Raw genomic sequence first — 21200 nt, forward strand, 5'->3', positions numbered from 1 at the left:
AAATCTTGCCGTTACTTGCGGTACGGTTCGGCATAACGGTCATAACGGCGAAACGGCAAGGGAGCTGCCTCGGCAGCTCCCTTGTGGTTGCTATAATTCTGACGCTGCCGCACCCTCACACCCGCCTTTTAAACGCCCTCATTGCGAAGAAATAAGCCACGAGCATAATTCCGACGCACCACGCAAGCGCGATCCATATATCATTGCCCACCGGCTGATCCGACAGCAGTGCGCGGATGGCTTCCACGATCGAGGTTACCGGCTGGTTGTCGGCAAAAGCGCGAACGACCTTCGGCATCGAATCGGTCGGCACAAAGGCCGAGCTGATAAACGGCAGGAAGATTAGCGGATAGGAAAACGCGCTTGCACCTTCTACCGATTTGGCGGACAGTCCGGCAATCGCCGCGATCCACGTTAGAGCAAGTGTAAACAGCACGAGTATTCCGGCTACGGCAAGCCACGACAGCACACCTGCTGACGAGCGAAAGCCCATAATGAGCGCGACGAGAATGATGACGACAAGAGAAATGACGTTGGATACCACCGAGGTCAATACATGCCCCCACAGTACGGCGGAACGCGCAATCGGCATCGTGTGGAATCGTTCAATGATGCCCCGTTGCTTATCCAAAAACAGACGGTAAGCTGTATAGGCTATTCCGCTTGCAATCGCAATCAGCAGGATACCGGGAAGCAGGTAGTTCACATAGTTATCCGTGCCCGTTTGAATGGCGCCGCCGAATACATAAACAAACAGCAGCATCATCGCAATCGGAGTGATGCAGACCGTGACGATGGTGTCCATGCTGCGGAAAATATGGCGCATAGAACGTCCGAGCATAACCCCCATATCGCTGAAAAAGTGTTTCTTTACCGTTTCCGTTTCCATTTACATTGCCTCCTTTTTGCCGATGATTGCGAGGAATATTTCCTCCAATGTCGGCTGTTTTTCAACATACTCCACCTTTGCGGATGGGAACAGCTTTTTCAGCTCCGAGAGCGTGCCGTTGGCGATAATCCTGCCTTCGTGCAGAATGGCAATTCGGTCGGCAAGCTGTTCAGCTTCCTCTAAATATTGCGTGGTTAGGAATACCGTTGTACCGCCGCTCGCCAGCTCCTTGACAATTTTCCAAACCTCAATACGGGCCTCTGGGTCAAGCCCGGTAGTCGGCTCATCAAGGAAAACGATCTGCGGATTTCCCACAAGGCTCAAGGCGATATCGAGCCTCCGGCGCATTCCGCCCGAATAAGTAGATGCCTTTCGGTCCGCGGCATCCGTCAAGCCGAAGCGTTTAAGCATATCGTCCGCAACCTGACGCGGATTTTTGAGATGACGCAGCTTGGCGAGCATGACCAGATTCTCCCATCCGGTCAAAATCTCGTCAACTGCGGCGAATTGCCCGGTCAAACTGATAGACTGCCGCACATGGTCCGGCTTTGATGCAACATCAAAGCCACCTACGATCGCGGTTCCGCTGTCCGGTTTGAGCAGCGTGGTGAGGATCTTGACAGTCGTTGTCTTGCCCGCCCCGTTTGAGCCTAGCAGGGCGAAAATACTGCCCTTTTCCACCTCAAAATCTACGCCCTTCAGGACATGAAGCTGCTTGTAGGTTTTTTGCAATCCTTTTACTTGAATGGACTTGGTTTGCACGGTTTTCATTGGGTTGCCTCCCTTATATTAAATGACGGTGACTTTTGACAAATCGGCTTCCATGCCTTTGAGCGCAGCATAGGTCAACTTATCCATCGTTGCGCCGTCAAAGCAGATGGTTTTGATCGAGCGATAGTACTTCTTAGTCAAAGTAAACCCCGGGTGGAAAGAAACATTTTTTAATGTAGCGCCCCTGAAAGAAGCATGGCTTAAAGCCGCTCGGTCAAACTTAACGCCGATAAACGTCTGTCCGTCGAAACGCTGCCCGCTCAGATCGGAGTACTTGAAGTCAACCCCATCAAACAAACAACCCGCAAAAACCGTTGTTCTAAGATCGGTCGTCGTTAACATGACATCGGTCAGCCTGACTCCCGTGAATTTAGCTCCGTCAAGCTGGGAACTGTTGAAATTGGTTCGCACAAGTATCGACTTGTTGAAGCTTGCCTTCGAAAGGTCAAGCGCTAGGAAGCTGCAGTTCGTTAGATTCGCGCCGTCAAAATTGGCATTGCGTACATCGCTCCCCTTAAACGAACTGCCGGTCAAATCCGCGCCAGAAAAGTCGGAACCGTGCAGCGCGCTGCCGTTAAACTGTCCTTTATGGGCCGTAACGCCTCCAAGGTCGCTGCCCGCCAGGTTGCTTGCGCTAAAGTTGGTCACGACTTGCCGTTGCGGCGAGCGGGAGGTCATTTTCTGATTCATAACATTCACATCTCCTCAAAATGAGTTTTTTTAACATGCTCTTTGTACTTGGATCACCTATTCATACCGACCGATGGTATGAATAGGGTTAAAAATAAGCTGCCTTTCGGCAGTTTATTTTTCGATGCTGACTTCTCTAGCTGACAAACGAAGCCATTCCTCGTATCGTTGAAACATTGGCTCATCGAACAGGTCAAGCCCCAGGCCCTTCAATATTTCATCGAAAAGCCTTAACTTGCGCAACACGATCTCGGGCGAAGCTGGGATAACCGTCGGGTTTAGCCAAATGTTGGTGAGAATCATTAACGCCTCGCTCAGCTCCCTTGGATAGTCGGTTCGGATCGAGCCGTCTCGCATACCCTGTTCGATGATGGGCTGGATATAAACGGGTACGGCTTTTTCGATAATGTTCTCAATTTGTGCCGCCAGCAGCTTCGGATTGCGTAAGAGGTTCGGCGCCGCCGATGCCATTTCGTTCTGGGCGGGATTGTCGAGAGAGACGCGAGAAATCTTGCGAAGCTTTTCCAGGCCGTTCAGCCCATTGTCGTCCCGGACACTGGACAGCATCTCTTCAACGCCTTTGAACATATGGTCGGTGACGGCCAGCATGATCTCCTCTTTCGACTTGAAGTGATGGTAAATTGCCCCTTTTGTCAGCCCGCCCAACTCGTTGATGATATCCTGAATGGAAGTCTGCTCGTATCCTTTTTGAATGAACAGGTTAAGAGCCACGGTTAGGATTTGGTTGATTGTTTCTTCAGGATATTTATTTCTTGCCATTTGCTTCTCCTTTCATACATTCGGTTGGTATGTATGAAATATATCCGATCAACCTTTTCATGTCAATCCCTCACAAGAACTTTTGGGCTAAACTTCGGTCGTTGGCGCTAGTAATCATAAGATAACTAAATCTTACTCAGAGAGCTCTATGAGCAACGCCACAACTACCTATACAACTCCTACAAAAAAAATCGCACCATGCCCATCGTCTAAGCGATGAACACGGTACGGCTCTTACCTCTTCCCTCTTACCAATAACGTAAGCCCAAACCTACTCGCCCGCGATCCCCGTCCGCTCCACGCTCTCGACGAAGTAACGCTGCGTGAACAGGTACATAAGCAGGATCGGCGCGATCGTCAGCATGACGCCGGCCATAATCTGATTCTGCAGCGTCGGCGCCATGCCGAGCGCGTCGCTGGCGACCGAGACGCTGGCCGCGGCCTGCTGGACGTTCAGATTGGCGTTGCCGTTGAAGAACGCCATGCTTTGCGCCAGGTTGAAGTACTCCGGCACGAGCAGATACATATTCGGCTCGAACAGATCGTTCCAGTGCCAGACGACCGAGAACAAAAAGACGACCAGCATGGCCGGTTTCGCCATCGGGAACATGATGCCCCAGTACGTGCGCATCGCGCCCGCTCCGTCGATCCGCGCCGCTTCTTCGAGCACGTTCGGCAGTCTGCGGTAGAACTGGATGAAGATGAGCACGAATAGCGCGCCCTTCAGCCCATGCCCCATCAGCGCCGGCACGACGAACGGCAGATGCGTGTTCACCCAGCCGAGGTCGAGGAAGAAGATGAACAGCGGAACCACGATCGTCTGCGGCGGGATGAGGAACGTGAAGACGACGAGCGCCAGGAAGATTCCCTGCCCCGGGAACCGGTATCTGGCGAATCCGTAGCCGATCAGCGAGCAGCTGAGCACCTGCAGAATGGCGCTGCCGAACGAGATGATGACGCTGTTGAGCAAGCCGTGCCAGAAGTCGAGGGCGACCATCGCCTCCTTGTAATTCTGCAGGCTGAACATCTTCGGCACCCAGCGAATGGTCGCGTCGGCGACATCCTGCGGCCGCATAAGCGACTTGGAAATCATGTACAGCAGCGGATACATGAAGACGAAGGACAAGCTGAGCAACACGAGATAATAGATCGCGCTTCCGATGATCGACCGCCCGCGTTTGACCCAGGATACTTTCCATACGGCGTCCGCTTTCTCCCGGTACTCCGCAGCCCGATTTATTTTGACCGTTTCCACGTCTATTACCCCCTTCCTTCCGTGGCAGCCATGCCCTTGCGGAAGATGGCGAACACGATGGCCAGCACGACCGCGATCAGCAGGAAATAAATCCAGCCCATCGCCGAGCCATAGCCGTAATTGTTGTTGGCGAAAACGTTGTTCATGATGTAGTCCATCACCTGGTTATCCGCCTTCGTGAACGAGTTGACGATACTGTACAGCGTATTGACGAACAGCATCGGCACGATCATCGGGAACGTGACTTTCCAGAACGCCTCCCACTTCGTCGCCCCATCGCAGTGCGCCGCTTCATAGAGCGAAGGCGAGATCGTCTGCAGGCCGGCGATGAAGATCAGAATCTGCACGCCGGAATCCCACATGACGAGCGTTAGCGAATCCGCATACTGCAGGAGCGGTTCCAGAATGTTCCCCGGAATGATGCCGCTCAATTTGTAATACAGATCGTTGTTGTAGAAAATCGGCAGCTGAGCAGCCCCTTGCTGCAGCAATTCCTTCAGAATCGCGCCGGATGCGATGATGACCGGAAGGAAGAAGATTCCCCGGAAGATGCCGCGCCCCTTGATCTTGCCGTTGAGCAGCAACGCGCTGAACATCGAGAAGATCAGGATGAGCGGCACCTGCGTCAGCATCGTCGTCATCGTCGTTTGGAGCAGCGGCACGAAGTCGACATCGGAGGTGAACGCCGCCCGGTAATGCGTCAGCCCCACATACGTGGCCACCAGACCGTTCTTGCTCATCTCCAAATTGTTTAGCGAATAGTACAGCGAGCGGCCGAGCGGGATCGCCATGAACAGGAAGAAGCCGATGATCCACAGCGATACGAAGGAATACCCTTCGAGAATATGGCGGCCCCTCATCGAAAGTCCGAATTTCTTTTTCATGTCAGTTCCCTCCGCCGCGGTACGCGAAGCTCTGCGCCGGCACCGTTACCCCGTCATGGCTGGCGTCCGAATCCCCGTAATTGACGAGCACCTGCGTGCCGCCTTCGTAGGTCGTCCGGTACACCTTGCGCGAGAGCTTCTCATGATTCGTGATCGCCTTGCCCGCAATGTGCTGGTACACTTCGGCGACCGCTTTGTATTCCTTCGCCGACGGCGCAAGCCAGCTGGAAGCTTCGGAACTCCACAGCCGCTCTTCCATCGTCCGCTGCATATTGCTGGTCGGTTCGCTTGTCAGCTCGAGCGACGGCAGCGCGCCATATTCGAGCATGCGCAGCATTTCGCCGACCGAGTCATCGCGCAGATTCGCCGGCTTCGCCGTATAAGGGACCAGCCCGTGCATGACGATCTGATAGAACGGAATGGTCTCATCCTCATAGATAAAATGGCTCGAATCCAGCGGCGCGTTATCGATCCGGTTCACGCGGCCGAGCATATACGCGAAGCCGTAGTCCACGGCGGTTCTTCCGACCGCGGATTGGATATCCGATGTCGCCTTGGCCCACGTCTCCGCCGTCTGGCTACGCTGCGTAACCGAATCCGGATCGAGATCCGAATACAGCATCTCGCCCCAATACGACAGCTGAACCCCATCGATGCCGAGCTTCGCGTAGTCATCGAGCTCCTTGCTCACGTGATCGTTCACGACCCGCTCCGGCTTGAGCAGATAGAACATCTGATCGTCGTTGTTCCACCGGTCGGACACGTAGAAGTTCGGATTCTCCTTCACTTCGCGGTCCATGCCGCGGATCGCGTCCTTCTTCTTGGCCAGCCCGTCGCTCTCGGAATACGCGCGCGCGTAATTGGCTTGCAGATAGAGCTCAGCGCCCTTCTGCTTCGCATACGCCGACAGTTCCTTCAATTCCTTCTCCCCGCCAAGCTTCTTCTCGACCGGAAAATGATCCGGCTGATCGCCGTACTTGCCGCCCTCGGACCATCCTTCGAACGTCAGCTCCAGATCGGTAATGCCTTGCGCGGCATAATCGTCGATAATCGTCTTCGCCTGTTCGAACGTCGTCATCGACACGAAGGTCGTCCCGATCACGTCATCGCGCGTCAGGCCGCCATAGAGCCGGATGTTCAGCGGCACGCCGTCCTGCTTCACGGCCTTCACGTCTTGCTCTTCCTGCAAAAACTCGCGGTACGCCTTCGCCATGCCCACATAATTGGCATCCTCCCCTTGCAGCAGCAGATAGCGGATCTCGCGGTCGCCTTTCATGCGCTCCGCCTGGAAGAACGGAATCTGCCCGGAAGTGCCGATGAAGATGACATCCTGCTTCCGGTAGAGGAACTCCGTCGAGGTCCGATACAGGCTGATCGCCCGAATGCCGGACGGCGTCGCATTGATCTTCGCGTCATATTGGCCGTTCTGGACGATGCCGAGCGACGCGATGCCGCCGCGGTAATTGCCGAACACCGGCAGGGCGATTTTTTCTTTCTTCCACATCGCCTTGCGCCACTCATCGCTGAACACCTCGGTATAGTTCGCCTGATCGTAGTTGGTGTCCGCGCCGTAGATCGTTTCGGAGTAACCGGCAAAATATTGCGGGTGCTCCTTCTTGTACGTGATCAAAGCGCCCGATCCGTCCGGGATGAAGAGCGCGCCTTGCTCCTCCCCGGAGGCGGCGTTCCAGAACGGCAGCGCCTCGATGCTGACCAGCTTCGCCGTTCCCTTCTCCTTGATCGCTTTATCCGGAATCGTCACGGTCAAGCCGTCCTCGGTCAGCCGGTATTCGACCGCAACGGTCAGTTTCTCCTTCGTGAACGTGAACGTCACGCGGACCGAACCATCGTCCTGCTTTTTGATGGCCAGCTTATTCTTCGCTTCCTTCAGCGTGTACGTCTGCACGATGTCCGAGCCTTCGGTATACCGGACATGCACCGGCGAATCGATGAATTTCTTATTGTTGGGCATCGTCGTCCGCGGCACTTGCGGCGATCCGAGCCACTGGGCTGTCGTCCGCTTATCGACGACGCGGATGTTGCCCGTCTTCTCATCGATGTACAGCTCATATTGCTCGTTCTCGATCATCTTCTTCGTCGCCGTAATCGGCGTCAGGCTGACCGCCGGCGCAGCCGTTGCCGTATCTGTCGCTGCGGTTGTTCCAGCTGCAGCCGTGGTATCCGCTCCAGTAGTCGACGTTTCAGTTGTCCCTGCCGCTCCAGACGTCGACTCGCCAGCTGTTTCCGCCGTATTTGTCTCGGCCGCCTGCACTTCAGCCTGCCCTTCGCCGTTGCCCTCTGCCGCTCCCAAGATAGGATACGAGCTGACGACAAGAGCAAACGCTGCCGCAATGATGAGCCATTTTCGGTGTTTGAGCATCTCTAACGCCCCTCCCTATCTTCGAAAGTTGACTTCCTGCACGATTTCCAGCACGAAGTTAATGAGTTGGTTGATCAGACCGAACATCAGGATGCCGATGAACCAAATGATCGCGATCCCCGCCAGCGTAAGCAGCGTGATCCAGACGACCTTGAGCGGCTCGAAATCGTGCACAATCTTGATCTTGACCAGCATCAGCCAGACCGACCAGCCGATCGTGAGATTAAGCAGCAGCGTATAGATCGAGCTCTCGTCGAGCGCCAGTATATTGGTCAGCAGCGTGACCGGAATGATCAGCACCGCATAAGGGACGAGCGCATAGGCGCTGCCCACGAATACTTCCTTGAACTTGCCTTCGCCGTCGAGAATCGCGCTGACGCCCCAGTTCGCGATACACCAGGTCAGCCAAGGCACGATCAGCCATACCATCTCGTGCATATACGAGATTTCGTAAGGCTCGCGCGTCTCATAGGCATAACCGGTCAGCAGAATCGAGACCATCCGCGCCAGATAGACGAGCGCAATGACGATAAGGCCGTCGATCCAGCGGATGCGCCGCGGCTCCTGAATGTCGGAGTAGAAACTAAACGGATGTGCCAGTACCTGTCGCATCAGACGAAAGGTTTCGATCACCGTGGACGCCTCCCTTCAACGCTTTGCTTGCTTCCCGCTTCAGCCACTGCTTCTTCGCCAGACGCCACAGCAGCGGGAGCACGTAACGAAGCGCGATGAGGAGCAGGATGAGGCCGACGCAGATCATGGCGAAATGCTCGCGGGTGAACTCCTTGCGGAATTCCTTGAACGCCGCCGAATAATCGGCACGCGAATACGCCAGCTTGAAGTAGCGCATCGCATCCTCGTAATTCTCCGCTTTGTAATGCGCTTTGCCGATCGCCAGATACGCCAGTTCGTAATGGGAATTCTGGCGGATAACCTCCTGCCAGAGCCCTTCCGCCTCTGCGTAGCGACCTTCCACGTAATACTTGGACGCCTGCTGCACGAGCTTCGCGAACGGGGTCGCCTTGAAGATATCGATCCGGTTGCGCCCCTTATCGACGACGTAGATCGCGCCTTTGGACGTCTGGTCGATGCTGGAAGGTTGAACGAACAACCCGTTCTGATCCCCGAGTCCCCCGAAGGCGAACAAGAAGTTGCCCAGCTTATCGTATTGAAAAATCTTGCTCGTCTGCAGGTCCACCGCCGTCATAATGCCGTCGTTATCGACGACGATATCGACGAAGGAAGGGACCGAGAACGGCGCGTCGCCGCTGACAAAATAATCGCCGTACACTTTGTTCGCCGGCAGCGTATCGACGCCGACCGGCGAGAGGCGTTTCAGCTGGTTGCGGTCCGTGCCGAGCGTCGTCGTATAGATGAACCCTTCCGAATCGAGAACCGCGTTGGAGAATTCGAGCGGCTTGACCGTGGCGATCTTCGCCCGCTGTTCCTCCGTGGCGACGAGCTTCTGGAACAGGCGCACCCAGCTGAAGCCGATATGGTTCGCGCCGTAGAAGCCGCGGAACACGCCTTTGGGGTCGATTTGAATGAGACCTTGCGTATTGCCGTCGCTGACCACGAACATATACCCGCGCTTGTCGACGAGCAGCTTCGAAGGGGAATACGAGAACGTCTCGCCGAGCAGCGGGCTTTCGGGCTTGCCGAACTGCTGCACGAATTTCCCTTGCTGATCAAAAATCGCGATCCGCTGATTCTTCGTATCCGCGACATAGACCATGCCGTCATGCGTCACGAAGACGCCTTTCGGTTCGTTCAGCATGCCGTCGCCTTCAAGATCGCCGATCGTGCCGACGTAATTGCCGTCCGCATCCAGATGAATAACACGGCTGTTGCCGGAATCGACGATATAGATCGAATCGTCATCGGCGACGAACAGATCCTCCGGCGCGTTGAACGCGCCGGTCGGAAGATCATAGCCGTCGATCGAATCCTCGTACAAGTAACCGTTGGTGGAATGGATATCTCCGCCATGCTTGACGTACGTATAGCCTTCATATGGGGTAGCCGCAGACACAGTCCCCGAACCGAATACGCTTAGAAGGGCGAAGGCCGTTAGACCAGCAACCCATTTGCGGAATGCGTTCATCGGCGCCCTCCTATTCTTTCAAGCCAGAATGAGCCATCGTCTGAAGGACCATCCGCTGCGTGATGATGAAAATAATGATGATCGGAATAATCATGAGCAAGCTCGCTGCGCCAAGCGTGCCGACGCGGGCGATGACGCCGACCCCGCCGCTGAGCGATTGGATCGCGAACGGCAGCGTCTTCATATCGTTGTCCGTCGTATACACCTGGGCCGGATGTGGGTCGTTCCATGCCGTAATGAAGCTGAGCAGCGCGAACGTCGAGATCGCCGGCTTCAGCATCGGCATCACCACGGTCCAGAAGATTCGCCACTCGTTGGCTCCGTCTATCCTTGCTGCCTCCAGCAGCGCATCCGGCAGCTGCCGCAGGAATTGCGTCATGAGGAACATGCCGACCGGCGCCGCGAGGAACGGCAGGATGAGCGCCCAGTACGTGTTGATCAGACCCAGCTTGCTGACGATCAAGTATTGCGGAATCTGGATGACGAGCGGCGAGAACATCAGCGCCAAGACGATCAGGTTGAAAATCGCGCTGCCGAACCGCATGTTGTGCTTCGCCAGCGGATAAGCCGCCATTGCCGAGATGATCGTGCCGAAGAACACGATGCACAAGCTGACGAACAGACTGTTGAATATATAGCGGCTGAACGGCACCGATGTCGTGCCCGTGACCAAGAGCAGGTCGCGGAAGTTGATCAGCGTCGGATTGTCCACGAAGAATCGCGGCGGGAACAAGAACAGCTCGCTCACCGGTTTGAACGCCGTCGACACCATATAGACCAGCGGGAGCAGCATGACAATGCCGAGCCCGGTCAGGAACAGGTACAAGAAGATGCCGCCGAAGTCGATGCGTTTGCCTTTCACTATGCCTTCCATCTGCGGTTAGTCCCTCCCCAGCCATTTGAATATAAGTCGGTTGAGGCCGATCATCATGATGAACAGCACGACCGCGATGGCAGCGGCATAGCCCATCTCGAACTTAATGAACGCATAATCGTACAGATGCGTCATGATCGTATGGCCCGCATAGAGCGGACTCGGCAGGCCGACCAGCTGCACGCTGACATCGAACACGGTCAGCGATGCGACGATCTGCAGCACCGCGCCGAACAGAAGCTGCGGCTTTACTGCCGGCACGGTGATGTAGATCAGCTGCTGCCAGCGGAAGCGGATGCCGTCAATTGCGCCCGCTTCATACAGATCCTTCGGCACGTTCTGCAGGCCGGCGAGGAATGCCAGGAAGCCGACGCCCATGGACATCCACAGCGAGACGATGACGATGACCGGCACGATCGAGTTAATATTTTGCAAGAACAGGTACGGCTCGTCGAAAATCCCCAGCTGCATCGCATAGTAGTTCAGCAATCCTTTGCGATCGCCCGCGAACAGGTACAGCCAGACGACCGACATGGCAGTCGCGCTCGTGATCGAAGGCGTGTAGAAGCACAGCGTGTAGAAGAAGCGGTACTTGATCGGGATTTGGCTGATCAGCCAGGCGAGCAGGAACGACATCACGTAGCCGATCGGTCCCGTCACGAACGCGATCTTGATCGTAATGCCGATCGCCTTGAGGAAAATATCGTCGTCGACGAACAGCAGCTTATAGTTGGAGAGGCCGATGAACTTCGCCGGCTCCATGATGTTGTAGTACGTGAAGCTCATCCCGATCGAAGTCACGACCGGAAGCACCGTGAAGACGAAGAACAGGATCAGGAACGGGGCAAGGAACAGCCACGAGACGCGATCCCGCTTCAGGTCGCTCCATAGCGTTGCCAGCCAGCCCTGCTTGCGGAGGCGAGTCGGATTCGCTTGGTTTGCCGCTGGTGCTTCTACCGTTTCGGTTATCATGGGCTCTCGCCTCCTTCTGCTGTCGTGCCGGCCGCAGCTGCAGTGGCCTTCTCGCCGTCTGCCTCATCTAGGCCGAATTCTTCGCGCTTCTTCCGAAGCTCCTTATTGATTTCCTTCACGCCATCCTCGACGGCTTCGCGCGGGATCTTACCGTTCAAGACGACTTCGTTCCAGATGTTCGCGATATGGCGCGTCGTGTAGTAGCCGCCGATGACGACTTCGCGTTCCTTGAACCATTCCCACTGCTCCATGATCGCGTCGATATCGGATTCGGACCACGGCATTTGCTTGAGCGCCTCGATATTGGCGGTGTTCCAGCGGGCTTCCACGCCGAGCAGCGACTCGAGCTCGCTGCCGAATTGCACCTGCGTATCGGCACTCGTCCACCACTTGAGGAATTCCCAAGCTTCTTCTTTCATGTCCGTGCTCTTGAAAATCATCCCCGTCTGCGCAAGACCGCCCGTCGAACGGTTGATCTGGCCGTCAGCCTGCTTCATGCCCGGCATCGGCTTCATCGCCCACCAGCCGGTCAGCTCAGGCGCTGCGGTCGAGAGCAATACGTACGTCGTGTAATCCGCGACGCCGATCGGCATTTCGCCGGAACGGAAGCGGTTGTAGAAGTCCGCCTGCTTCTGAATCTTGTAGTTCGTGAACAACCCGGTCCACATCTTAAAGGCGTTCATCGCCTCCGGACTGTCCAGATTCGAGAGCGCGCCGTTCTCCTTGTAGAACTCGCCGCCGTTCTGGAACAGGAATGGGGCATATTCATTGATGGCCAGCGCCGGGTTCAGCGGGGCATGCGGATAGTAGAAGTCCATACCGTTCTGCTGCAGCAGCGGAATGAGATCCATGACCTCTTCCCACGTATCCGGAATATCCTCTTCCTTGATGCCCAGCTGCTGCATGATGTCTTTGCGGTAGAACAGCATGTTGAAGTTCTGATTCTCCGGCAGCGCGTAGCTTCCGCCGTCGTACTGATACGGAATCAGCGCGCCCGGACGGAAACGCGAAGCTACCTCGTCATAATCCGCGTAATCCTTCAGGTTCACGAGCCCGTTGCGCACTGCGTAGTCGATCGGTACCTCGCCCTCGACGCCAAGCGCCACGTCCGGCGCGATGCCAGCCGTATTCGCGAGCAGCAGCACCTGCATCTGATTGGCCGGAATGACGTTCACGTTGACCTTAATGCCGGTCTGCTGCGTGAAATCTTCGTCGACCATCTGTTTGATGATGTCGACCCAGTCGCGTCCGCGCGCGATCCAGACGTCGAGCACCTTCTCGTCCTTATAGATGTTGCCGACGCCGCTGTAGTCCTTCGTGAACGAGTTGACGAAATCGTAGAGCATCGTCCCCGTGCGCACGAATGCTCCCGCGCTTGCACGCGGCCAAGGCTGATCCGGCGATTTGACGATCAGATAATCGAGCAAGAGGCTCTGTTTCGTCATGCCGCTAACCCACGTACCAATCGACGATTGCAGATCGGTGAACTGCTGCATCCGCGCCGGAATCGACTGCGTATCTTCCGCCATGCCGAGCAGCACGTCGCGCACCTCGTAGAGCGTGCTCACTTCGGAGCTGCCTTCGGTCACGCCAATGTCATACAAGCCATGGATGACATCGTCAAAATGCTTCGCCATCGCCTGCAGGCGCGGCACCAGATTGTTAATGTTCTGCTCGAGCTTCCAGTCGCCGTTCGGGTCCGGATTCGTGCCGGTTACCTGAATGACTTCGCGGCCGATGAGCGACATTTTGCGAACCGTATCCGTCACTTGATCGAGCAGCGGACCGACCGCGCCCACCTGGACTTCCATCCGGATCGTGTGCTTGCCTTTCGTCAAGTAGTACAGATAAGGGTCGGATTCATCCATCGCCCCGAATTTCGCAATCTGCCACTCGGCTTTGTAGGGGAAGAAGACGCCTTTCATCTCCTCGAACGGCAGCTCGCCGTCGATCGTCACCGAGCGCTGCACCGGAATCCCGTTCAGGAACCATTGCCCGAAGCGAGCGCCGATCTCGTACAGGCCGTCCTCCGGCACCTCGACTTCCCACTGCGCCCATTGTCCGCCCGTGCGCCAGCTTGCTCCGCCGAACGAATTCAGCACGACCGCATCTTTGTTGAAAGGCTCCGTATCCGGCTCGCGGTCCTCGATCCGCTTGAGCGTCGGATCCGAACGGAGGCTCGACAGTTCGGCTTGCGCTTTGATGTAATGGCCGCTCGTCGCCTTGTAGCCTTGCTCCTCATACTGCTGCTGCACCGTTTCATAAGCGGGAACCTGCTTAGGCGAGAATATGTAAACGGCTCCGATGGCACCAGGCTCGCGAATATTGCCGATCCGGATCGTATGTTTTCCTTGCTTCAGATAGTAGCGGAACGGATCATAACTCTTGGCCTCCGAATCGCGGAATTCCCGGTACTGCCAGCCGGTCACTTCCTCCCGCTTCGGATTGAACTCGTTGTTCTGATTGTCGAACCAAGTCTCGCCCGCTTCCTTCCACATCCGCTGGAGTTCCAGCTTCTTGGACTGGTAGAACGGGTAGGCGCCGTCAATCTCCACGCTTCTTACGAGGGATGAGCGCTTGCCCGGCATTGCGTAATAATCCATCCCGAATTGATAGAATCCATCCTGCGGAACCTCGAACTCGTATTCCACCCAGCTATTCTCATCCACCAATGCCAGCGCCCCGCCGCTGCGGCCGCCGAGCCCTTCTTCCTTGCTTGTTCCTTCATCGCTGACAGCGGCATAGGCGAGTCCATCGAGCTTGAAGCTATAGCCCGCCGTATCCTTCGAACCTTCCGCGCTTAAGTCACGGTAATAGGCCGAGTAAGAAGCTTCCAGTTTGCTTCCGCCTTCTTCGAGCACCGAGCTTTCGTCCACCCCGCTCAAATCCGGGAAGCCAGCCATGGCCGTATCGTCGTAACCGCGGTTGCCGTTCCACCAGAAGAAGAAGCAGACTGCAGCCAGCAGGACGAGTATGGTCACCTTAAATTTCCTTATCCACCGAAACACCAAGGAGCCCCCCTTGCCATATAGGAACATCCGAATCATGAAAGGTAAGACGCACATCCCAAAGCGCGAAGCTTTGACATGTGCGGCCCGTCTTTCTGCTTAGCAATTGTTTGCCCTTCCAACAACATGAATCAAATTCACGTACGATTCGCCTTCATGATTCGGATGTACGCTTTACCTTACTGCTGCTGCATCAGCTTGAGCAATTTGTCCTTCTCCGGCTTCAGCTTCTTCTCGATATCCTCTTGCGCTTGTTGGATGGCTGTCTTGGAGTCGATGTTCTTGTCGAGCGCTTTGATGACGTTCTCAACCCAGATCGGCCATGCCAATCCGTCGAGGGTCGTGTAACGTCTTACCGGCAGCTTGTCGGTCAGCGAGGAGTAGAAGCTGAAGTCCGATTGGTCGCCGAGGTAAGCGTTCGTGTGATTTTGGTACCAGTCGAGTTCCGTAATGTTCTTCCAGTCCGGCTGGATGGACTGCTCCACTTGTAGCTTCCATGCCGCTTCCGTTGTCGTGATCCACTCGATGAACGCGTATGCCGCTTCTTGGTTCTGGCTTTGCGCCGGAAGCACGAACGTCGATCCGCCTGCGCCGAAGTTGAGGCCGAATGGCGCGCTCGTCGTTTTCCATTTGCCTTTTTGCTCAGGGAAGTTCAGCGCCAGGTCGCGCGGTGCATAAGTACCGGATACGTACATAACCGACTCGCCCTTCTTGACGCGCTGCTTGCCTTTGTCGCTGTAGATGCCGTCATGCGGCGCAATCTTCAACTGGTTGACGCGTTTGCTGATATCGAGGAACTTCACGAATTCATCCGTGTTGCGGACCCAGTTCAGTTCTTTGTCATAGTAGCCGAAGCTATCGCCCAGCCAGTGAACCGGTGAATCGCGCCATTCCATTGCCCACTTGCCGCTAGCTTTGAGCGTTTGAGCTAGGGTGAAGAAGTTTTCCGGATCTTGAATGTATTCGCCAAGCTCGGTCGGATCGGATGGAAGGCCCAGCTCTTCGAAAATATCCGCGCGGTAGTAAGTCACCGAAGGCGTTACGTCCCAAGGCATGCCGAGCAGTTGCGTACCGTCGATGGAGGACCAGCGGTTCCAGTTGTACTCGGACACATAGTCCTTATACTTGCCTGCGTTGAACGGTGCCTGGAGCAGGTCCGTCAGAACGCCGCCTGTGCTGTAACGCGGGAATTGTCCCTGCTCGACGAGCGCCACGTCCGGAGCGCCTTTGCCTGCGGCAAGCGTCGTCTGCAGCTTGTTGTGCAGATCCGCGAACGGCACGAATACCGTTTTGACCTTGATGTTCGGATACGCAGCGTTGAACGCTTTCAGAATTTCGCCATCGTATTTTTTATTATCGATGAACGTCCAGTACGTCACTTCGCCGCTCAGATTCGGATCGATTTCCGACTTCGGGAAGTTTGCTACTGCGTCAGAAGCAACTGCTTCGTTGGTTGCGTCTTCGCCTTCTGTTTCTGCATTGGCATTCGCATTGTTGCCCTCTGCATTGCCTTCTTCCGCATTCGCATTGGCATTAGTGGCCTCATTGTTGCCGCCGTTAGCCGCTTCGTTCGTAGTCGTGGTGGTGCTGCCGGAAGACGCTCCGCCGCCTGAACATGCCGTCAACACCATTACAATCGTTAACAACAACATGAATCCTTTTGCCCACTTTCTCAACAAAAACCCCTCCTCTTAGTCACTGATTAACCCCTTTGTAAATCACAACTAGGTAAAGTAAACGTTTTCAAAACATCGATTAGATGTCGCCAGTTCAGCTGCGATACAGGAACAGCCAATAAGGAACCGCTTACATTACTTTGGTTATAGGATCTTCCCGATGAGGATTGTACCGACTAGCGAACATTATCGAGAATATCAGCCTCCCATAGATTAATCTATACATTAATCTGTTAACTGTTTTATTTCATGACTTATTTTAGCATACAAAATTTTCTTTTCAACCCTAATTTTTAACTGTTTTACCTGCTATTTAAGAACCCATCCTCTAAAAATGCTCCGCACTCTGCAAAATCGATCAACTAACGAAATATAGTTAATGAAAACATTACCGTTAAATAGTGCAAGAAAAGTACTGTCCTTCACCCGCTATCCGCCATGGTTAAGCTTGCGGGATATAAAAAAGAACGGATCCCTGTGGAATCCGTCCTCGATAAATCCGAGTATGAATAATGCCGTGACAATTAGAAGTTTTGCGCCAGTTCTTTCGCTTGTTTCAGACCTTCGCCAACGATCTCAGCAGCGCGGTCAGGAGAAGCGTTGTGTCCTTCTACGATTACTTTGGATACGTTGCGGATGCCATAGAAGCCCAGCAGATTCGTAACCAGGTTAACCGCCATCTCTACCGATGCTGCAGGACCTTCGGAATACACGCCGCCTCGTGCGTTAAGCAACGCAACTTTTTTGTCGGAAAGCAGACCTACAGGGCCTTCTGCCGTGTAACGGAATGTTTTGCCTGCTTGGCACAGGTAGTCGAAATACGTGTGCAGCACGGCTGGGATCGTGAAGTTCCAGAGCGGGAATGCGAATACGACTTTGTCTGCTTCGATGAACTGGTTCAGGTAACCATTCACTTCTTCAACGATCGTTACTTCTTCCGCTGCCAGCTCCATGCCGCGGCCTGCTTTGAACATCGCGTTGATGCGGCTTGCGTCGTAGTAAGGCAGGTTCGCTGCGAACAGATCCAATTCCGTTACTTCATCTTGCGGGTTGGATGCTTTGTATGCAGCCAGGAATGCATCATACAGTTGAACGCTGACTGCTTGTTCAGCAGCGCGGTTGTTTGCTTTAACGAAAAGAACTTTTGCCATAATCGTATTACCTCCAAAATAATTTGATTTATGTGAATTGCCAATTGGCTGGATCCGCGACAAGCGAGTAACCAAAAGGTAGGTGTAACAACTAAATTAGTACGCGTAGCAACTATATTGCATAAAAAGTTAGAAACCCATGTTCATTCCGCTACTCGCTCTTGTCCGTCGAGACGAGGACAGCCGCGTGTGCGTTATCGCAAAGGGTAGCAAGTACCATACGGAACTGCTCCAATTGCTCCTTCGTCAATCCGCTGCAGATCGCCTGCGTGAAATCCTCCGCCACTAACCGGGTTTGATTCCTTAGCTCTTCTCCCCGACTCGTCAGATGGACGTTCAATGAACGCCGATCCACGGGATCGACTTGCCGATGAATAAATCCCTTCTGCTCTAGCTGACAGACCATACGTGCAATATTGGTCTTATCCTTCTTCAGCCGCTCAGCAATCTCATTCTGGGTCAAGCCACCACGCTTGTGCACTTCCATGAGCACAAGATTCTGCTCCGGAGTAACATCGAATGGAGCAAGCAGCGACTTCACACAGCTCGTTAGCTTGAGATCGGTCTGATGAATGACAAGACTGATAAATTCGTCATGAGAAAATTCCATCATTCATCACCCGCCAGTAATAGGTTATCACTGTGCATACCTTCTAACTATTTGTTAGTATATAGTGTTTAACTAGAGTTGTCAACCTATGTCGAATAACCGTCTGAGTGGCAATCCTTGCCTTTCAGACGGTTAATAGATTTGTTCATCCAAGACATAATTTACTATACATCCGGGTGTCATTCTTGCCCTAAAACCTGAAGCGAGCATCAGTCGTAAACAGATAAGCAGTCAAGATAAATCCCTCTGATTCGTGCTGACAAACGGATTTACAGCGAGCTAAAGCTCGTTTCGACTTGCTTGAGCATCGCCTTGCGCGCCGCGTCATCCACGGACGTTACGCCGCCGAACAAGAGATGGTCCACCGGTTGAATGCCGCAAAAATCAAAGATCCCTTGGTCCGAAGTTTGCTTCAAGGACTCAAGCATCCCGGAGGCCCGATAATACTCTTCCGGAGTACCATACGTGCTGACTAGCAGCCCCCGTTTACCCGTGAGCAATTTATCAATCGCCCCCTGCGCATTATACGCATAGGCAAAACCGTAGGAGAAAACGCGATCAACATATCCCTTAATGACGGCAGGCAGGCCTGTCCACCAAATCGGATAAATAAATGAAATCGTCTCTGCTTGGCGCACATAATCTTGCTCCGTTTTAATATCTTCAGGCGTGTTGCCCGCTCTCATAGCCGCCGTATCCCCGCTGGATAGAACCGGGTTAAAGCCGAGCTTATAGAGGTCCCGAACGACAACCTCTTGGCCTTTGCCCTTCAAGGCGCCGACAGCAGCGTCGAGAATAGCGTGATTGAAGCTTTCCTCATGCGGATGTGCAAATACAATCAGATGGCTCATTCATTTCATCTCCTATCGTAAGTAATGGATGTTTAGATCAAGCTTCTAGGCCCTCCCCATTATCTCCACTTCCCCGATTGGGTATTCGCTTAAACGTCTCCGGCCAACACGAATAACCAGATAGACCGAGCCGTCGGTCTATCCGGTTCCATTCTTGCCTGATTATCGTCTTCTCTCTGGATCAGCCGCCGTCATCGCCAGGTTCGGAGCCAAATAGAAACTGCTTGATGCTGGCATGGTGCAGAAGCCCGATGAAGGCTGCGTAAAACAAAATTGCCCCTTCTAACGGCGCAATGGAGCCATCCATCGCGGCCAAAAAAGCCCAAAGCAGCAATAATACCAGGTTCAAGGTGATGTATTCACCTAAACGTCTCATAGCCGCCCTCGCTCCTAATAGGTTTTATCTTCGCATCTCGATGTATGCTTAGTAAACCATATGTGCGATGGTTGTCCATGGTTCTCTTTTTTTACCGCATATTCACAATAATATAGCCCATTTCTGATCACGATGCTGCTCACCATTGCAGGCTCCATGATAGTGGCTAATCGTTTGGATGAAATAAAAATAAACCCTTCCGGAGGAAGGGTTAACGTGTATAAGATGGTCGGGATGACACGATTTGAACATGCGACCCCCTGGTCCCAAACCAGGTGCTCTACCAAGCTGAGCTACATCCCGAAAATAAAAATGGCGCGCCCTAAGAGATTCGAACTCCTGACCTTTTGATTCGTAGTCAAACGCTCTATCCAGCTGAGCTAAGGGCGCATTATAATGGAGCGGAAGACGGGAATCGAACCCGCGACCCTCGCCTTGGCAAGGCGATGCTCTACCGCTGAGCCACTTCCGCATGTTGGTGCGCGTAGAGGGACTTGAACCCCCACGGTCGCCCGCCAGATCCTAAGTCTGGTGCGTCTGCCAATTCCGCCATACGCGCGCAATATGCTATAACAGCATTTGAAGAAGTGAGCCATGTAGGACTCGAACCTACGACACCCTGATTAAAAGTCAGGTGCTCTACCAACTGAGCTAATGGCTCAAAATAAATGGCTGGGGATCAAGGATTCGAACCTTGGCATGACGGAGTCAAAGTCCGTTGCCTTACCGCTTGGCTAATCCCCAATATGGAAATGGGGCGATCGAGGGGAATTGAACCCCCGAATGTCGGAATCACAATCCGATGCGTTAACCACTTCGCCACGACCGCCACATGTATGCCAAATTGGCAGGGGCAGCAGGAATTGAACCCACACTAACGGTTTTGGAGACCGCTGTTCTACCTTTAAACTATGCCCCTATATGCCGCCGAGAGGACTTGAACCCCCAACCTACTGATTACAAGTCAGTTGCTCTACCAGTTGAGCTACAGCGGCACATGCAAAGTGGCTCGGGACGGAATCGAACCGCCGACACGAGGATTTTCAGTCCTCTGCTCTACCAACTGAGCTACCGAGCCTTACGTTATATGGTGGAGGCTGACGGGATCGAACCGCCGACCCTCTGCTTGTAAGGCAGATGCTCTCCCAGCTGAGCTAAGCCTCCATATGGTGACCCGTAGGGGATTCGAACCCCTGTTACCTCCGTGAAAGGGAGGTGTCTTAACCCCTTGACCAACGGGCCTTGAAAATAAAAATAGAACGGAGAAGGAGGGATTCGAACCCTCGCACCACTTACGCAGTCTAACCCCTTAGCAGAGGGTCCCCTTGAGCCACTTGGGTACTTCTCCATGAGAATGGCTCCCCGAACAGGACTCGAACCTGTGACAACTCGATTAACAGTCGAGTGCTCTACCAACTGAGCTATCAGGGAACAATAAAATGTTATTTTGGTGGAGCCAAGCGGGATCGAACCGCTGACCTCCTGCTTGCAAGGCAGGCGCTCTCCCAGCTGAGCTATGGCCCCATAAAGGTAAATGGTTGGCCTTAGTGGACTCGAACCACCGACCTCACCCTTATCAGGGGTGCGCTCTAACCAGCTGAGCTAAAGGCCATCATCAACAGATGATCACACCTTGAAAACTGGATACGAAATTCTTCACCTTTAGCTAGGTTTTTTCGAAGATATTCCTCCGAAGCAAGCGTATGCTTCCGAAGTGAACATTCTTCGAATGTTCTCAGGATAAGCCCTCGACCGATTAGTATTCGTCAGCTGCATGCATTGCTGCACTTCCACCTCGAACCTATCAACCTGGTCGTCTTCCAGGGGTCTTACGTACTGGGAAATCTCATCTTGAGGGGGGCTTCACGCTTAGATGCTTTCAGCGCTTATCCCGTCCGTACTTGGCTACCCAGCGGTGCTCCTGGCGGA

The 21200-nt window shown here is 54.1% G+C and carries 17 protein-coding genes, 16 tRNA genes and 1 rRNA gene; all 34 read right to left on the bottom strand.

What is annotated here, in order from left to right; translation table 11 throughout:
- Positions 1–115 precede the first annotated feature (115 nt).
- Complete coding sequence (locus FHS18_RS04030) at positions 116–889, bottom strand: ABC transporter permease (protein ID WP_183597191.1); 774 nt, start codon at positions 887–889, stop codon at positions 116–118.
- The gene (locus FHS18_RS04035) at positions 890–1660 is read right to left on the bottom strand and encodes an ABC transporter ATP-binding protein (protein ID WP_183597193.1); all 771 of its coding nucleotides are present in this window, start codon (positions 1658–1660) and stop codon (positions 890–892) included.
- An 18-nt stretch (positions 1661–1678) separates the two neighbouring features.
- On the bottom strand, positions 1679–2350 hold the full coding sequence (locus FHS18_RS04040; protein ID WP_246427413.1) for a pentapeptide repeat-containing protein: 672 nt from the start codon (positions 2348–2350) through the stop codon (positions 1679–1681).
- A 114-nt stretch (positions 2351–2464) separates the two neighbouring features.
- Positions 2465–3130: a TetR/AcrR family transcriptional regulator gene (locus FHS18_RS04045; protein ID WP_183597195.1), complete on the bottom strand. Its 666-nt coding sequence runs from the start codon at positions 3128–3130 to the stop codon at positions 2465–2467.
- 271 nt (positions 3131–3401) lie between these two features.
- Positions 3402–4385 carry an ABC transporter permease subunit gene (locus FHS18_RS35090; RefSeq protein ID WP_183597197.1) on the bottom strand — a complete coding sequence of 328 codons (984 nt, stop codon included), beginning with the start codon at positions 4383–4385 and terminating at the stop codon, positions 3402–3404.
- 5 nt (positions 4386–4390) lie between these two features.
- Complete coding sequence (locus FHS18_RS04055; protein WP_183597199.1) at positions 4391–5269, bottom strand: carbohydrate ABC transporter permease; 879 nt, start codon at positions 5267–5269, stop codon at positions 4391–4393.
- Position 5270: 1 nt separating this feature from the next.
- Entirely contained in the window at positions 5271–7649 is a 2379-nt protein-coding gene (locus tag FHS18_RS04060) for a DUF5696 domain-containing protein (protein WP_183597201.1), read from the bottom strand.
- Positions 7650–7664: 15 nt separating this feature from the next.
- Positions 7665–8282, bottom strand: a complete 618-nt coding sequence (locus FHS18_RS04065; RefSeq protein WP_183597203.1) for a YIP1 family protein — start codon at positions 8280–8282, stop codon at positions 7665–7667.
- Positions 8233–9753, bottom strand: a complete 1521-nt coding sequence (locus FHS18_RS04070) for a hypothetical protein (RefSeq protein WP_183597205.1) — start codon at positions 9751–9753, stop codon at positions 8233–8235. The genes FHS18_RS04065 and FHS18_RS04070 overlap by 50 nt, the downstream gene beginning before the upstream one ends.
- 10 nt (positions 9754–9763) lie before the next feature.
- Positions 9764–10627, bottom strand: a complete 864-nt coding sequence (locus FHS18_RS04075; protein WP_183597207.1) for a carbohydrate ABC transporter permease — start codon at positions 10625–10627, stop codon at positions 9764–9766.
- A 6-nt stretch (positions 10628–10633) separates the two neighbouring features.
- Positions 10634–11599 carry a carbohydrate ABC transporter permease gene (locus tag FHS18_RS04080; RefSeq protein ID WP_183597208.1) on the bottom strand — a complete coding sequence of 322 codons (966 nt, stop codon included), beginning with the start codon at positions 11597–11599 and terminating at the stop codon, positions 10634–10636.
- A complete protein-coding gene (locus tag FHS18_RS35095) occupies positions 11596–14607 on the bottom strand; it encodes an extracellular solute-binding protein (protein WP_183597210.1) in 3012 nt (1003 codons plus the stop codon). The genes FHS18_RS04080 and FHS18_RS35095 overlap by 4 nt, the downstream gene beginning before the upstream one ends.
- A gap of 179 nt (positions 14608–14786) precedes the next feature.
- Complete coding sequence (locus FHS18_RS04090; protein ID WP_183597212.1) at positions 14787–16283, bottom strand: ABC transporter substrate-binding protein; 1497 nt, start codon at positions 16281–16283, stop codon at positions 14787–14789.
- A 524-nt stretch (positions 16284–16807) separates the two neighbouring features.
- Positions 16808–17434, bottom strand: a complete 627-nt coding sequence (locus FHS18_RS04095) for an FMN-dependent NADH-azoreductase (protein WP_183597214.1) — start codon at positions 17432–17434, stop codon at positions 16808–16810.
- A 151-nt stretch (positions 17435–17585) separates the two neighbouring features.
- Positions 17586–18047 carry a MarR family winged helix-turn-helix transcriptional regulator gene (locus FHS18_RS04100; protein ID WP_246427414.1) on the bottom strand — a complete coding sequence of 154 codons (462 nt, stop codon included), beginning with the start codon at positions 18045–18047 and terminating at the stop codon, positions 17586–17588.
- 266 nt (positions 18048–18313) lie between these two features.
- Entirely contained in the window at positions 18314–18895 is a 582-nt protein-coding gene (locus FHS18_RS04105; RefSeq protein ID WP_183597216.1) for an NAD(P)H-dependent oxidoreductase, read from the bottom strand.
- 181 nt (positions 18896–19076) lie between these two features.
- Entirely contained in the window at positions 19077–19271 is a 195-nt protein-coding gene (locus tag FHS18_RS04110) for a hypothetical protein (protein WP_183597218.1), read from the bottom strand.
- Between the two features lie 226 nt (positions 19272–19497).
- A tRNA-Pro gene (locus tag FHS18_RS04115) sits at positions 19498–19574 on the bottom strand.
- 10 nt (positions 19575–19584) lie between these two features.
- Positions 19585–19661 (bottom strand) — tRNA-Arg (locus FHS18_RS04120).
- A gap of 7 nt (positions 19662–19668) precedes the next feature.
- Positions 19669–19743: transfer RNA gene (locus FHS18_RS04125), tRNA-Gly, on the bottom strand.
- A 4-nt stretch (positions 19744–19747) separates the two neighbouring features.
- A tRNA-Leu gene (locus FHS18_RS04130) sits at positions 19748–19830 on the bottom strand.
- 29 nt (positions 19831–19859) lie between these two features.
- Positions 19860–19932, bottom strand: a tRNA-Lys gene (locus FHS18_RS04135).
- Between the two features lie 8 nt (positions 19933–19940).
- Positions 19941–20015: transfer RNA gene (locus FHS18_RS04140), tRNA-Gln, on the bottom strand.
- A gap of 9 nt (positions 20016–20024) precedes the next feature.
- A tRNA-His gene (locus FHS18_RS04145) sits at positions 20025–20100 on the bottom strand.
- A 16-nt stretch (positions 20101–20116) separates the two neighbouring features.
- Positions 20117–20190 (bottom strand) — tRNA-Trp (locus FHS18_RS04150).
- A 3-nt stretch (positions 20191–20193) separates the two neighbouring features.
- Positions 20194–20266: transfer RNA gene (locus tag FHS18_RS04155), tRNA-Thr, on the bottom strand.
- A gap of 10 nt (positions 20267–20276) precedes the next feature.
- A tRNA-Phe gene (locus tag FHS18_RS04160) sits at positions 20277–20349 on the bottom strand.
- A 10-nt stretch (positions 20350–20359) separates the two neighbouring features.
- A tRNA-Val gene (locus FHS18_RS04165) sits at positions 20360–20435 on the bottom strand.
- A 3-nt stretch (positions 20436–20438) separates the two neighbouring features.
- Positions 20439–20513, bottom strand: a tRNA-Glu gene (locus tag FHS18_RS04170).
- 18 nt (positions 20514–20531) lie between these two features.
- A tRNA-Ser gene (locus tag FHS18_RS04175) sits at positions 20532–20619 on the bottom strand.
- A 7-nt stretch (positions 20620–20626) separates the two neighbouring features.
- A tRNA-Asn gene (locus FHS18_RS04180) sits at positions 20627–20702 on the bottom strand.
- Between the two features lie 17 nt (positions 20703–20719).
- Positions 20720–20795: transfer RNA gene (locus tag FHS18_RS04185), tRNA-Ala, on the bottom strand.
- A gap of 11 nt (positions 20796–20806) precedes the next feature.
- Positions 20807–20883, bottom strand: a tRNA-Ile gene (locus FHS18_RS04190).
- A gap of 124 nt (positions 20884–21007) precedes the next feature.
- Positions 21008–21200, bottom strand: a 23S ribosomal RNA gene (locus FHS18_RS04195); the annotation flags it as partial.

Origin of the sequence: Paenibacillus phyllosphaerae (assembly GCF_014192105.1) — a bacterium.
In the GTDB taxonomy this organism is placed as follows: Bacteria; Bacillota; Bacilli; order Paenibacillales; family Paenibacillaceae; genus Paenibacillus_Z; species Paenibacillus_Z phyllosphaerae.